This window comes from Saccharothrix sp. 6-C (genome assembly GCF_016695385.1).
Classification (GTDB): domain Bacteria; phylum Actinomycetota; class Actinomycetes; order Mycobacteriales; family Pseudonocardiaceae; genus Actinosynnema; species Actinosynnema texasense.
This window is the reverse complement of sequence record NZ_CP064192.1, coordinates 4,835,981-4,848,829: the sequence shown is the minus strand read 5'-3', so window position 1 is coordinate 4,848,829 and position 12,849 is coordinate 4,835,981. Positions and strand designations below refer to the sequence as shown.

The 12,849-nt window shown below is 74.2% G+C and carries 12 protein-coding genes; 4 read left to right on the top strand and 8 right to left on the bottom strand.

The window, feature by feature from the left end:
* Positions 1-80: 80 nt before the first annotated feature.
* From IOD16_RS20250 to IOD16_RS20240, 3 genes are all read right to left on the bottom strand, one after another.
* Complete coding sequence (locus tag IOD16_RS20250; RefSeq protein WP_201435677.1) at positions 81-818, bottom strand: hypothetical protein; 738 nt, start codon at positions 816-818, stop codon at positions 81-83.
* Between the two features lie 88 nt (positions 819-906).
* Positions 907-2,292 (bottom strand): GntP family permease, encoded by a 1,386-nt coding sequence (locus tag IOD16_RS20245; RefSeq protein ID WP_201435676.1) that lies wholly within the window; start codon positions 2,290-2,292, stop codon positions 907-909.
* A 34-nt stretch (positions 2,293-2,326) separates the two neighbouring features.
* The gene (locus IOD16_RS20240) at positions 2,327-2,866 is read right to left on the bottom strand and encodes a gluconokinase (RefSeq protein ID WP_201435675.1); all 540 of its coding nucleotides are present in this window, start codon (positions 2,864-2,866) and stop codon (positions 2,327-2,329) included.
* A gap of 111 nt (positions 2,867-2,977) precedes the next feature.
* Between IOD16_RS20240 and IOD16_RS20235 the strand changes: the two genes are divergently transcribed.
* Together IOD16_RS20235 and IOD16_RS20230 are read left to right on the top strand one after the other, a co-directional pair.
* The gene (locus tag IOD16_RS20235) at positions 2,978-3,715 is read left to right on the top strand and encodes a FadR/GntR family transcriptional regulator (protein ID WP_236594238.1); all 738 of its coding nucleotides are present in this window, start codon (positions 2,978-2,980) and stop codon (positions 3,713-3,715) included.
* A gap of 129 nt (positions 3,716-3,844) precedes the next feature.
* Positions 3,845-4,789 carry a hypothetical protein gene (locus IOD16_RS20230; protein WP_201435674.1) on the top strand — a complete coding sequence of 315 codons (945 nt, stop codon included), beginning with the start codon at positions 3,845-3,847 and terminating at the stop codon, positions 4,787-4,789.
* A gap of 17 nt (positions 4,790-4,806) precedes the next feature.
* On the opposite strand, the gene dacB is transcribed toward IOD16_RS20230, so the two are convergent.
* Positions 4,807-6,357 carry a D-alanyl-D-alanine carboxypeptidase/D-alanyl-D-alanine endopeptidase gene (gene dacB, locus IOD16_RS20225; RefSeq protein WP_201435673.1) on the bottom strand — a complete coding sequence of 517 codons (1,551 nt, stop codon included), beginning with the start codon at positions 6,355-6,357 and terminating at the stop codon, positions 4,807-4,809.
* 365 nt (positions 6,358-6,722) lie between these two features.
* Here dacB and IOD16_RS20220 point away from each other — a divergent pair, with 365 nt between their 5' ends.
* A complete protein-coding gene (locus IOD16_RS20220; protein ID WP_201435672.1) occupies positions 6,723-7,139 on the top strand; it encodes a cold-shock protein in 417 nt (138 codons plus the stop codon).
* Positions 7,140-7,252: 113 nt separating this feature from the next.
* Here the strand turns inward: IOD16_RS20220 and IOD16_RS20215 are convergent, their stop codons facing one another.
* Positions 7,253-8,146, bottom strand: coding sequence for a LysR family transcriptional regulator (locus IOD16_RS20215; RefSeq protein WP_201435671.1), 894 nt, complete (start codon positions 8,144-8,146; stop codon positions 7,253-7,255).
* 76 nt (positions 8,147-8,222) lie between these two features.
* On the opposite strand from IOD16_RS20215, the gene IOD16_RS20210 reads away from it, so the two are divergent.
* Positions 8,223-9,338, top strand: a complete 1,116-nt coding sequence (locus IOD16_RS20210) for an alpha/beta fold hydrolase (protein WP_236594237.1) — start codon at positions 8,223-8,225, stop codon at positions 9,336-9,338.
* On the opposite strand, the gene IOD16_RS20205 is transcribed toward IOD16_RS20210, so the two are convergent.
* The 3 genes from IOD16_RS20205 to IOD16_RS20195 form a co-directional block, all read right to left on the bottom strand.
* Positions 9,286-9,537 (bottom strand): hypothetical protein, encoded by a 252-nt coding sequence (locus IOD16_RS20205; protein ID WP_201435669.1) that lies wholly within the window; start codon positions 9,535-9,537, stop codon positions 9,286-9,288. The genes IOD16_RS20210 and IOD16_RS20205 overlap by 53 nt on opposite strands.
* Before the next feature lie 75 nt (positions 9,538-9,612).
* Positions 9,613-10,692 (bottom strand): glycosyltransferase family 4 protein, encoded by a 1,080-nt coding sequence (locus tag IOD16_RS20200; RefSeq protein ID WP_201435668.1) that lies wholly within the window; start codon positions 10,690-10,692, stop codon positions 9,613-9,615.
* The gene (locus IOD16_RS20195) at positions 10,689-12,842 is read right to left on the bottom strand and encodes an amylo-alpha-1,6-glucosidase (protein ID WP_201435667.1); all 2,154 of its coding nucleotides are present in this window, start codon (positions 12,840-12,842) and stop codon (positions 10,689-10,691) included. The genes IOD16_RS20200 and IOD16_RS20195 overlap by 4 nt, the downstream gene beginning before the upstream one ends.
* Positions 12,843-12,849 lie beyond the last annotated feature (7 nt).

Below are 12,849 nucleotides of genomic sequence, written 5' to 3'. Positions count from 1 at the left end.
GTCCCGGCACGGGCGTCGCACCGGCGACCGGCCGTCGCCCGACCGCGTGGTTCGACGGTCGCGGCGCTCCCGGGCGGCCGTCAGCTCCCGGTGTAGCTCTTCAGGCCCACGAGCGCGGTGAGCTCCATCGAGTTCGCACCGACGGGGGAGGGCAGGCCGAAGCGCTTGTCCACCAAGCGGTCCAGGGGGCCGCAGCCGTGGGCGGCGGGCACGGCGAACGCGGCGTCCTCGATGGTGAACCGGAGCACCGGCGGGTCGGCGGAGACCCGGTCGGGCCCGCTGGTCCGGACGGGGCGGAACACGAGCGGGTCCGAGTCGTCGCCGATGGCGCACGTGTCGGGCAGCAGGCCGTTGAGCACGCGGAGCTTCAGGTGCTGCACGCCCATCCGGTCGCCGTCGGAGAGGAAGTCGGCGAACCCGGCGTACTCGACGCGCAGGTCCGCGCGCAGCGACGGGTGGTGCGCCGCGACGCCGAGCAGCCCGCCCGGCACGGGCGTCGGCTCGGCTCGCAGCGCGCCGAAGACCTGGGCGTACCGCCCGTCCACCCGCCCCTCGGCGAACGTCAGCCGCATCGCGCCGGTGCCCTGCTCGCGGAGGCCGCCGATCCGGATGGTCCCGCTGGACATCAGCACCTCGCAGCGCCACTGCGCGGGGTCCGCGCCGGCGGGGAGCGCGGGGCAGTCGGCGAAGTCGAACGCCGGCACCGGCTGGGCGGCCGTGTGCCGGGGCGCCGCCGAGGCCGGTCCGATCAGCGCCGTGCCGGCCAGCGCGGTGGCCGCCAGTGCCGCGACGGCCGCGCGGCGGAAGGTTCTCGTCATGCCGCCGAGCCTCCCGCCCCGCGCCGCGTCCATGATCCGGCAGATCCCCGGTGTCACCCCTGGTGCGACCCGGAGGCGCGGCCAGGGGTCACCCGAGCGCGAACAGCACCGCGGACAGGCCGAAGCCGACCAGGCTGATCGTGGTCTCCATGACCGTCCACGTCTTCAACGTGGTCCGCACGTCCATCCCCATCAGGTTGCCGACCAGCCAGAAGCCGGAGTCGTTGACGTGGCTCGCGATCACCGAGCCGGCCGCCAGCGCGAGCACGATCGCGGCCAGCTCGACCGCGCTGAACCCGCCGGCCTGCACGACGGGCTGCACCAGGCCCGCCGCCGTCGTCAACGCGACCGTGGCCGAGCCCTGCGCGACGCGCAGCGCGGCGGCGACCACGAAGCCCGCCACGAGCACCGGCAGACCGAGGTCGGACAGGCCGTCGGAGAGGGCCTGCCCGATGCCGCCCGCCCGCAGCACCGCGCCGAACATGCCGCCCGCGCCGGTGATCAGGATGACCGCGCACACCGGGGCGAGGGCCGAGTCGACCAGCTTCTCCACCGACGCCTTGCCCTGCCCGCGCCGCACGCCGAGGACGTAGGAGGCCACGAGCACGGTCGCCAGCAGCGCGACCGGTGTCGAGCCGAGAGCGCGGGCGACCCCGTACCAGGACGCTTCGCCGTCGACCCACCCGGCGGCGCGCGCGGCGTCCAGACCGGTGTTGGTGAAGATCATGACCAGCGGCAGCAGCAGGAGTGCGACGACGGTCGCCGGGCTCGGCGGGTTCTCGTGGTCCTCGGCCTGCGGGCCGCCGCTGAGGATCGTCGGCACCGGCAGGACGAGCCGCTTGCCGATCCACAGGCCGTACAGGTAGCTGGTCAGGTACCAGGTGGGGATGGCGATCAGCAGGCCGAACGCGATCACCAGGCCGACGTCCGCGCCGAGCAGCTCGGTCGCCGCGACCGGGCCCGGGTGGGGCGGGACGAACACGTGCATCACGGAGAACGCGCCGGCGGCGGGCAGGCCGTAGCGCAGCACACCGCCGCCGAGCCGCCGGGCCACCGCGAACACGATCGGCAGCATCACGACCAGGCCCGCGTCGAAGAAGATGGGGAAGCCGAAGACCAGGGAGCTGACGCCGAGCGCGAGCGGCGCCCGCTGCTCGCCGAACCGGCGGATCAGCGCGTCGGTCAGCGACTGGGCGCCGCCGGTCACCTCGACGAGCCTGCCGAGGATCGCGCCGAGGCCGACGAGCAGCGCGACGCTGCCGAGGGTCGTGCCGAAGCCGGTGGTGAGGGTGGGGACCACCGTGCCGGCCGGGATGCCCGCGGCGAACGCGGTGAGCAGGCTGACCAGCACCAGCGCCAGGAACGCGTGCACCCGCAGGTACATGATGAGGAACAGCAGCAGGGCGATCGCGCCCCCGGCGATGCCGAGCAGGGCGCCCGCGCCGAGGGTCTGCACCCAGTCGTCGGTGGTCATCGGCAGCTCCGTCGCTCTCGAAGGGTTGGGGGAGTCAGGTGGTGGCCGGGTTCCCGGCGGCGAGGTCGAGCCGGGTCAGGGCTTCCTCGACGATCAGCTCGGGCGCCCGCGCCACGTCGACCGCGACGCCGTCCTCGTCGGGCCCCAGCGGTTCGAGGGTGTCGAACTGGGACCGCAGCAGGGACGGCGGCATGAAGTGGCCGGACCGGCGCCGCATCCGGTCGCCGATCACGTCGTGCGTGCCGAGCAGGTGCAGGAAGCGGACCCGCGCGTCGGCGGCGCGCAGCACGTCCCGGTAGGCGCGCTTGAGCGCCGAGCACGTGACGACCGTGCTCTCGCCGGCCGCGGCGTGGCCGGTGACCCAGTCGCGGATCGCGGTCAGCCAGGGCGCCCGGTCGGCGTCGGTGAGCGGGGTGCCCGCCGACATCTTCCCGATGTTGGCGGGCGGGTGGAACTCGTCCGCCTCGGCCATCGGCAGGCCGAGCCGGTCGGCCAGCAACCGGGCGACCGTGCTCTTGCCCGATCCGGACACGCCCATCACGACCACGCAGGTCGGCTCGGCGCTCGTGGTCATGGGGTGCACCTCTCGGCTGCGACGACGAGACGATCAAAAGTAGTACCTTTGGCGGCGAAAGGTAGCACCTTTGACCGCGCTGAGGAAGGTCGGTCGGGATACGCTGCTGCCGTGCCGGTACAACGCCAGGGGGGCGTGCCGGGCGGCAACGCCCTGCACACCTCCGTGCTCGACACCCTCGGGCTCCAGATCACCAGCGGTGACCTCGCCGAGGGGCGGGTCCTGACGCTCGACGGCATCCAGGAGCAGTTCGGGGTGTCGCGGACCGTCGCCCGCGAGACCATGCGGGTGCTGGAGTCGATGGGCCTGGTGACGTCGCGGCGCCGGGTCGGGATCACCGTGCAGCCCCAGTCGTCCTGGCAGGTCTACGACCCGCGGTTGATCTGGTGGCGGCTGGCCGGTCCGCACCGCGACGCCCAGTTGCGCGCGCTCACGGAGCTGCGGATCGCGGTCGAGCCGGTGGCGGCGGCGCGGGCGGCGTGGAACGCGTCGGCCCGGGAGCGCGACCGCCTGCTCGACCTGGCCACCCGGATGCGGCGGCTCGGCGAGGCGGGCGAGCTGGCGGCGTTCCTCGAACTGGACGTCGCCTTCCACGCGCTGCTGCTGGAGTCGGGCGGCAACGAGATGTTCGCCGCGCTCCGGGGTGTCGTGGCGGTGGTGCTGCGCGGGCGGACCAGCCTGGGGCTGATGCCCGAGAAGCCCGTGCCCAGCGCGCTGGACCTGCACGAGGAGGTGGCGCGGGCGGTCGCGTCGCGGCACCCGGAGGCCGCCGAGCTGGCCATGCGCGCGTTGGTGGCCGAGGTGCGCGACGCCGTGGTGCCGGTGAACGGCCCGCGCCCGGTTCGCTGACCTCCCCGACCGCGGCGACACCCGGTCCACAGTGGAACCTCCGGCCGGCGGCGCGCTCCGCCGTCGATCCCAGGGAACGCGCGGTTCCCGTTCGTCGTCGAAGGCGCGAACGACGAACGGGGAGGCACCGTGAACCACCCACCGCGACCACCGAGCGGGCCGGACCCCTACGGCCAGTACGGCGGCTACCAGCACGGCGGGTTCGCGCCGCCGCCGCCCGCGCCGAAGAAGCGGACCGGCGCGGTCGTGGCGGTCGTGGCGGTGGTCGTGCTGGTGCTGGGCGGTGTCGCGTTCACCGGGTTCGTGCGGCCGGGGTTCTTCGTGGGCGGTGGGGACGCCACCACGACCACGACCGCACCGCCTACCACCGCGTCGTCCACGTCGGTGGACACCGGTGGCGCGGAGGAACTGCTGAAGGCGCTGGTGGCCGGACTGGACTCGCAGGACGGCGCCGCGCTCAGGAAGATCGAGTGCCCCAAGGCGAAAGCCGCCGTGGGCAGCGCGATCAAGGACGTGTCCGCGCTCAAGAAGGCCGAGCTGGTCGACCGCGACGAGGTCAACGACGACAAGGTGCGGGCGACCGTCGAGGTCACCACCGACTCGCGGACCTCCGAGGTGGAGGTGACGGTCGTCCGCGAGGACGGAGACTGGTGCTGGCTGGACATCGCGCGGGCCGAGGGGCAGCCGTCCGCCGGCGGGCGACCGACCGCGACCGCCGCGCCGACCGCCGACGGCGAGCCGACAGCCGGCGGCAAGCCGGTCGCGCCGGAGGCGCTCGCCGTCATGCGGTCCTTCCTGGACGGTGTGAACGCCGGTGACGCGGCGGCCGCGGCCGGCCTGCTGTGCCCGGACGCCATCAACGACGCGGCGGACGTGGAGGAGCTCGTCGGGTACGAGCCGGACCTGGCCCTCGACGCGGGGATGGACGGCAGGACCACGGGCGAGGACTCCGTCCAGCTCTACCTCGAGGGCACCGCCAAGGGGCAGCGGCTGGAGGGCTACTCCACGAACCTCTGGGTGACCGGCTACGACGGCCCGTGGTGCGTGCACGCGTTCCGCGCGGTCGTCATCTGACCCCGGTCGGCCCGGGTTCAGCAGGACTTGGTCCAACTGCACTCCAGCTGCCGATCGGGGAGGGGCTCGGTGGCGACCCTGACCGCGGGCGGGGCCGAGCCCTCCCGGTGGTTGGCCAGCCGGACCGCGACGGCGTCCTCGAACGGCTTCGCCGACGTGAGGGTGTCGTTGCTGATCATGGCGAACACCAGCGGGGTGCCGTCGGCCGTGCTCACGTAGCCGGAGAGGGCGCTGACACCGGTCAGGGAACCGGTCTTGGCGCGCACGTTGCCCTCGGCCGGGGTGCCGCGCATCCGGTTGCGCAGCGTGCCGCCGACCATCCGGTCGCTGTTCCCGGCCACGGGCAGCGAGTCGTACCAGGGCCGGAACCACGGCTCGCGCTTGGCGGCCACCAGCAGCGCGGCCAGCTGGGCCGGGGAGACCTGGTCCATCCTGGACAGACCGGAGCCGTCCCGCAGCGACAGCGCGGCCGGGTCCACGCCCAGCTCGCCGAGCTTCGCCGTCATCGCGCGCAGCCCCGCGTCCCAGCTGCCCTCGCCGGACACGGCCCGGCCCACGGTCTTGACCAGGATCTCGGCGTGCATGTTGTTGCTGAGCTTCATGAACGGGACCAACAGCTGCGACAGCGGCATCGACCGGTGCTCGCCGAGCACCCGCGCGTCGGCCGGGGTCGCGCCGACGCCGGTGCCGCCGAGCACGCGGACGCCGTGCCGGGCCAGGGCGTCGTGGAAGAGGGACGTGACCAGCCCGGTGGGCTCCCAGACGGTGCTCCACTCGGTCACGACGGCGCCGCCGGCGGGGACGCTGCCGCGCACGGTGATCACGTTGGTGCCGTGCTGCCGCTCGACGGACACGCTCGACGCCGAGCCGGGCGCGCCGGTGACGGCGGTGCCGGCGATCGTGACGTAGTCCGTCGGCGGCTCGGTGGTGACCGCGGCCGGTCGGCCCGCCTCACCGGGCGCGACCCGGACGATGACGGACCCGGCGTCGTAGTCGGTGTCCGGTGAGACGGTCAGCGCCGAGATCTGGGCGTTGTAGTAGTACGGCTCGTCGTCCCAGGCCCAACCGGTGCCCAGGCGCACGGCGTCGAACCAGGTGTCGTCGGCGACGAGCCTGCCGCGGACCAGTCGGACGCCGCTCCGGGCGACCTCGGCGGCCAGCGCGTCGTAGTCGGCGGCGAGCATGGTCGGGTCGCCGGTCCCGCGCAGGTGCAGGTCGCCGGCCAGCACCCCGCCGCGCTCGCCGCCGGTCGCGGCCACGGTGGTGCGGAACCGGTGGTCGGGGCCGAGGACGTCGAGCGCGGCGGCGGAGCTGATCAGCTTGCCGTTGGAGGCGGGCTGGCCGCGCTCGTCGCCGTCCCGGGAGTAGACCACGGCCCCGGTGTCGGCGTGGCGGACCACGAGGCCGACGTCCGCGCCGGCGAGGGCGGTGCTGCCGATGATCGCGTCGAGGTCCCGGGTGAGGGCGTCGTCGGCCCGCGCGGACGCGGGTGTCACCAGGTCGGCGGCCGGTGTCGCGACGAACGCGACGGCGGCCAGGACGAGCGCGAACGACCGTGATCTGGGCATGGGAGCTCCTCCAGGACGCCGGTGCGACTTCTGGCCAAGGATTCTCCACGTATCCGGATGGCTTGTGAAGTTCTGACACGCAATGGTCGCCGCTCCGACGCGCGGACCGCGAGAGACCTGCTTGGACCTGGCCGAGCGGCGGCCGGGAACCCGGCCGGGAACCGGCGACCCGGCCGGGAACCGGCGACGAGGACCCGGAGCCGATGTCGACGTTCGCGACCGTCGGTCGCAAGATCGGCCGAGCGCCGCGAGGCGGCGGTGGGCCGGGCGCCATCGTGCGCACGAGTCGCGCGATGGGGTTCGGGATAGGATCGTGGTGATGTCGCCACGGGTGTGGCGCGTGCTGCTGGTAAGGGGTTGCGGTGGTGGTGAAGGGCAAGGTCGTCCGGTTCGACGAGGTGCGCGGGTACGGGTTCGTGTCGCCCGAGGAGGGTGGCGAGGACGTGTTCATCCACGTCAACGACATCGACTTCGACAAGCGGCTGATGGCGCCCGGCGCCCTGGTCGAGTTCCTGGTGGAGATGGGCGACCGGGGGCCGAAGGCCTCGCGGGTCAGCCTGGTGCGGGAAGCCTCGGTGCGGGCGGGGGCGCCGTCGTACCACTCGGGTGACGACGTCAACGGCAACGACATGTTCTGCGAGGTCGTGTCGACCAAGCGCTACCTGCAGGAGGTCACCGAGACGCTGCTGTCCTCGGCGCCCGGCATGACCGCCGAGCAGATCCTGAACGTGCGCAAGAACCTGGTCGGGATGGCGCGCAAGTACAACTGGCTCGAGGACTGAGCACCGGGCCGGCCTGACGGTCGCGCGACGTCGCCGGGCTGCCGTCCACCCCGGACCGGGCCGCCCGCGACCTCTGCCTGCCCGGCGGTCCCCGCGAACGCCCGGAGCGGCACTCAGCGCACTCGCGTGAGGTCGCGGGCCAGGGCGGCGAAGTTGGCGGCCACCGCGGACCGGCCGGGGACGGGCAGCGCGAGCGCCAGGTCGACCAGCCGGACCGTGGGGCTCAGCGGCAGGAACACGACCTCCGGCCGGGGCTGGGCGGCGGCCGAGCCGGGCACGACGGACACCCCGCAGCCCGCCGCGACCAGACCGACGATGGTCGGCACCTGCACGGCCTCCTGCGCGACCTCGGGCGTGAACCCGCCGCGCCGGCACAGCGCGGTGATCTCGTCGTGCAACCCGGGCCCGAGGTGGCGCGGGAACAGCACGAACGGCTCGCCGGCCAGCGCGCGGACGTGCACCCGTCGCCGGCGGGCCAGGCGGTGGTCGTTCGGCACCACGGCGACCAGCGGCTCGCGCGACACCGGCACCAGCTCCAGGTCGTCGGCCGGACCGGGCAGCGGCGGGCGGAGCAGGCCGACGTCCAGCGCGGCCGTGCGCAGCAGCTCGACCTGCGGCACGGTCGGCAGCACGGAGAACGAGAGGGTGACGGCGGGGTAGCGCGCCCGGAACTCGCGGATGATCCTCGGCAGCGGGGGCAGGACGGACGAGCCGACCATCCCGATCGACAGCGAGCCCTCCTCGCCTCGGCCCGCGGCCCGGGCCCGGCGCGCCGCGGTGTCCACCATGGACAGTGCGGCGCGCGCGTCGGCGACGAACGCCTCACCGGCCCGGGTGAGGTGGACGTTCCTGGTGTCGCGGTGGAACAGCGACACGCCCAGCTCGGTCTCCAGCGCCTTCACCGCCTGGCTCAACGGCGGCTGCGCCATCCCGAGCGCGGCGGCGGCCCGGCCGAAGTGCAGGTGGTCGGCGACCGCCACGGCGGCCCGCAGGTGTCTGAGATCCATACCAGCCCCGAATCAGTAGACGCCGATCATGTGCACAATCAGATCAGAGGGCCGGTCCGGCGGCATCCTGGGCCTCATGCTGAAGACGATCCTCACGCTCGCGATGGCCGCCGCGATCGCGCCGACCCCGGCGGCGGACCGGGTGGCGGACCGGGTGGTGCGCAAGGACTGGAAGGTGCGTGGCGGGGCCGGGCGCCTCGGCGTCCGCGAGGTCCGGCCGGCCGGGCCGGCGCGCGGCCGGCCGGTGTTGCTGCTGCACGGCGCGCGCGTGCCCGGCATCGCGTCGTTCGACCTGCCCGTGCCCGGCGGGTCGTTGGCCGCCGACCTCGCCAGGAGAGGACACCGCGTGTTCATCGTGGACGCGCGCGGCTACGGCGCGTCCGACCGTCCCGCGGCGCTCGACGAGCCACCGTCGGCCAACCCTCCGGCGGTCACCGGCGAGCAGGTGGTGAGCGACCTCGGGTCGGTCGTGGACCGGCTGCGCGCGACGACCCGCCACGACCGCGTCGACGTCGTCGGTTGGGCGACCGGCGGGCACTGGGCCGCCTGGTACGCGAGCGAACACCCCGACCGGGTCGAGCACCTGGTGGTCTACAACAGCCTGTACGGCGCGATCGACGGCCACCCGGTGCTCGGCCGCGGCTCGGACTACGAGGACCCGGCGCGGCCCGGTCGCTTCGACGACGCGCGCCACGGCGCGTACCGCCTGTCGACCGGGCCGGGCCTGCTCGGCGGCTGGGACTCGAGCATCCCGGTGGAGGACGAGTCCGAGTGGCGCGACCCCCGCGTGGCGGCGGCCTACGTCGAGCACGCGATGGCGAGCGAACCGACGTCGGCCGACCGCGAGCCGCCGAGCTTCCGCGCGCCGACCGGCGCCATGAAGGACAGCTTCCACCTGGCGACCGGCCGACGGCTCTGGCACGCGGGCACGATCACCGCGCGGACGCTGGTCCTGCGCGGCGAGCGCGACTTCTGGTCACGCGAGGGCGACGTGACCACGCTGGTCGCCGACCTCGGCCGGGCGAGGGACGTGCGGTCGGTGACCCTGGCCGGCGCGACGCACTTCGCCCACCTGGACCGGGCCGGGCACGGCCGGGACCGGTGGCTCGACGAGGTGTCGCGCCGGCTGCACGGGCCCGTCACGACCGCCGCGCGAGCAGCCGGACCCGCAGCCGCTGCAACGGGGGCATGAGCCCGTAGATGACGATCGGCACCGCGATCGTCGCCAGGACCAGGGTTCGCAGGACGGTCGGCGCGCCGGCGAGCAGGTCGCCGAGCAGCAGTTGCAGCGCGGTGAGCGTCGGGAAGACGGCCACCCAGATCATCAGGGCGAGGTGGTGGCGGGGCGGTGGCCCTACCCGGGTCACCGTCGCCGCGTCGTTTTCGGTCATGGGGCCAGCCTCGACCCCGCTCGCCGGGATCGACAACTCCTGTTGCCGTTTCCGGGACGAGCCGGGGTGGGCCGGTCAGCGGGCGGCGGCCCGCCGGGTCGTGGTCACCGCCTCGACCACGTGCGGCGACTCGGCGACGGCGGCGCGGTAGACGTCCTCGTAGCGGGCGGCCATCAGGTCGACGTCGAACCGGCGGAGCGCCTCGGCCCGGCACCGGTCGGACGACAACCGGTCGATCCGGCGCAGCGCGGCCACCAGCGCCGCGTGGTCGTCGCACACGAAGCCGGTCTGCCCGTGCGCGACCACCTCCGGGACGGAGCCGCGGCGGCTGGCGACCACGGGCGTGCCGCACGCCATCGCCTCCACCATCACCAACCCGAACGGCTCGTCCCAGCTGATCGGGAACAGCAGGCACCGCGCGGCGGTCAGCAGGGCCAGCTTCTCCTCGCGGCCCACCTCGCCGATCCACTCGACACCCGGCCCGAGCAGCGGCGCGATCTCGCGCCGGAAGTACTCCCGCTCCTCCGGCTCCCGGCACTTGGCCGCGACGCGCAGCCGGACACCGGCCTCGGCGGCGGCCGCGATCGCCTCGGGGATCCCCTTGAACGGCGCGGCGCGCCCGAGGAACAGCGCGTAGTCCTCCTTGTCCCGGCTGAACGGGAAGGCGCCGACGTCGACCGCGTTGTGCACGGTGCCCGCCCAGGCGAGGTCCGGCGCGAGCCGGCGCTGGGTGTTCGAGACGGCCACCAGGTGCACGCTGCCGTTCAGGCCCCGGTAGTAGCGGCCCATCTCCCCGGTCACCGGCGAGTGCGTGGTGACGACGGTGGGCACCGAGCGGCCGCGGGCCAGCAGCGGCCCGGCCAGGCTGTGGTCGTGCACGACGTCCACGTCCAGGTCGGCCAGGATGGCGGGCAGCGCGGCCGCGTGCACCACCTCCGGGATGCCCTGCCCCATCCGGTCCGGCTGCGCCCGGTCCGCCGTGGCGCGGAAGTCGGCGGTCGTGCCGTTGCGCCCGACGCCGACGAGGACCACGTGGTTGCCGCGCGCGACCAACCGGTCCGCCAGGTCCGCGCACATCGCCTCGATGCCGCCGTAGGCCGACGGCGGCAGCTCGAACCACGGCGGTGCGATCATCGCGACGCGCAGCGGTGTCATCGCGCCCTACCCCCGTCCAGGTCGGGGTGCAGGCCGACGGGCCCGTGCACCACCTCCACGTCGTCGGGCAGGCCGGTCACCCGGACGTCGTCGCCGTCGACCTCCATCGTGACCCGAGCGCCGATCATCGGGATGCCGTCGAGGGCCAGGGGCTCGAACGACTTGGGCAGCACGGGCGCGATCCACACCTTCCGGTGCGGCGCGTACGGCTCCACCCGCAGCAGCACGCGCAGCAGGTGCACGGGCGTGGCCGACGCCCACGCCTGCGGCGAGCACGACGTCGGGTACGGGATCGGGTCCGGGTACTCGGCGCGGTCGAACCCGCACAGCAGCTCCGGCAGCCTGCCGCCGAACGAGTCGGCCGCGTCCAGCACCGCCTTCGCGACCCGTCGCGCGGCGTCCACGAAGCCGTACCGCATGAGCCCGTGCGCGACGAGCGCGTTGTCGTGCGGCCACACCGATCCGTTGTGGTAGCTCATCGGGTTGTACGCGCCCATGTCGGCGGCGAGGGTCCGCACGCCCCACCCGGTGAACATGGCGGGCGAGAGCAGGGCCTCGGCGACCTGCCCGGCCTTGTCCTCGTCCACGATGCCGCTCCACAGGCAGTGGCCGATGTTGGAGGTCAGGGCGTCGACCGGCTGCTTGTCGCCGTCCAGGGCGACGGCGAAGTAGCCGCGCTCGGGCAGCCAGAAGCGCTCGTTGAACCGCGCCTTCAGCTCGGCGGCGCGCTCCCGCCAGTGCCGCGCGCCGTCCGGGTCGCCGAAGTCCTCGCACATGCACGACCGGGACAGGTAGGCGGCGTAGACGTAGCCCTGGACCTCGCACAGCGCGATCGGCCCCGCGGCGATCCGGCCGTCGGCGAAGTTCACCCCGTCCCAGGAGTCCTTCCACCCCTGGTTGGCCAGCCCCCGCTCGGTCGCGCGCTGGTACTCCACGAAACCGTCGCCGTCCCGGTCGCCGTGGCGCTCGACCCACTCCAGCGCGCGGTCGGCGTGCGGGATCATCGCCTCGACCTGGCCGCGGTCGATGCCCCAGCGTGACAGCTCGCCCAGCAGCACCACGAACAGCGGCGTGGCGTCCGCGGTGCCGTAGTAGACGTTGCTGCCGCCCAGCACCAGCGACGCGTCCGCGCCGAACCGCATCTCGTGCAGGATGCGCCCCGGTTCCTCCTCGCTGTTCGGCTCGGCGCGCGTGCCCTGGTGGTGGGCGAGGGTCCGCACCGTGCCCAGGGCGAGGTTGGGGTCGATGGGCAGCGACATCAGCGAGGCGAGGATCGAGTCGCGGCCGAACAGGGTCATGAACCAGGGCGCGCCGGCGGCGACCGCGATGTCCGACGGCCGGTCCGGGTCGAAGATCCGCAACGCGCCCAGGTCCTGCCTGCTGCGTTGCAGCGTCGCGGCGAGCGACGGCTTGCCCGTGCTCCTCAGCACGGGCACGTCCTCGCGCCACCGGCGGGCGCGCAGCACCGGGACGGACTCGTCGATCGGGCGTTCGGGCGGGAACATCGTCTCGGTCGTGCGGCCGTCCACGACGGGCTGCACGGTCACGCACGTCGTCCACTCGCCCTTGGGCGGGATGACGGCGCGGAAGGTCAGGGTGGACGGCGAGTAGTCCGCGCCGCCCGCCCGCACCCGCACGCCGCGGCTCTGGCCGTCCAGGCGCCGGGTCAGGCGCAGCTCGTCCGGCTCGACGTCGCACTGGTGCCGGCCGCGCGCGCGGACCCGGCTCTCCTTGACCTCGAACAGGTCGGCGAAGTCGGCCTCCACGTGCACCGAGATGACGTGCGCGGCGGGTTCGCGGCCGAAGTTGCGCAGCGTGATGTCCTCGCGCATGCCCGCGCCGACGTACCGCTCGCGGCGCACGAGCAGGGTGCTCTCGGCGTCGTGGGAGCGGGACCGGCCGCGGCCGACGAACGTCATCCGGAACGGGTCGCGGGTGAGCGTGGTGATGTGCTCGACGGCCGCGCCGTCCACCCGCAGCGCCCACCCGGACACGATCCGGGTGTCCTGGAAGAACACGCCCTGCGCGGCCGCGCCGTCCACGTCGCCGTCGCTGCCGCAGACGCAGAACGAAGTGCCGTGGACGAGCGTCACGGTGTCGGGTGACAGCGCGACGGGCTCGCCGTCGTAGGCCCAACCACCCTCGGTCATCGTCGGC

Coding starts and splice junctions, on each gene's coding strand:
- IOD16_RS20250 (WP_201435677.1), bottom strand. CDS start 818: ATGACGAGAACCTTCCGCCGCGCGGCCGTCGCGGCACTGGCGGCCACC.
- IOD16_RS20245 (WP_201435676.1), bottom strand. CDS start 2,292: ATGACCACCGACGACTGGGTGCAGACCCTCGGCGCGGGCGCCCTGCTC.
- IOD16_RS20240 (WP_201435675.1), bottom strand. CDS start 2,866: ATGACCACGAGCGCCGAGCCGACCTGCGTGGTCGTGATGGGCGTGTCC.
- dacB (WP_201435673.1), bottom strand. CDS start 6,357: ATGCCCAGATCACGGTCGTTCGCGCTCGTCCTGGCCGCCGTCGCGTTC.
- IOD16_RS20215 (WP_201435671.1), bottom strand. CDS start 8,146: ATGGATCTCAGACACCTGCGGGCCGCCGTGGCGGTCGCCGACCACCTG.
- IOD16_RS20210 (WP_236594237.1), top strand. CDS start 8,223: ATGCTGAAGACGATCCTCACGCTCGCGATGGCCGCCGCGATCGCGCCG.
- IOD16_RS20205 (WP_201435669.1), bottom strand. CDS start 9,537: ATGACCGAAAACGACGCGGCGACGGTGACCCGGGTAGGGCCACCGCCC.
- IOD16_RS20200 (WP_201435668.1), bottom strand. CDS start 10,692: ATGACACCGCTGCGCGTCGCGATGATCGCACCGCCGTGGTTCGAGCTG.
- IOD16_RS20195 (WP_201435667.1), bottom strand. CDS start 12,842: ATGACCGAGGGTGGTTGGGCCTACGACGGCGAGCCCGTCGCGCTGTCA.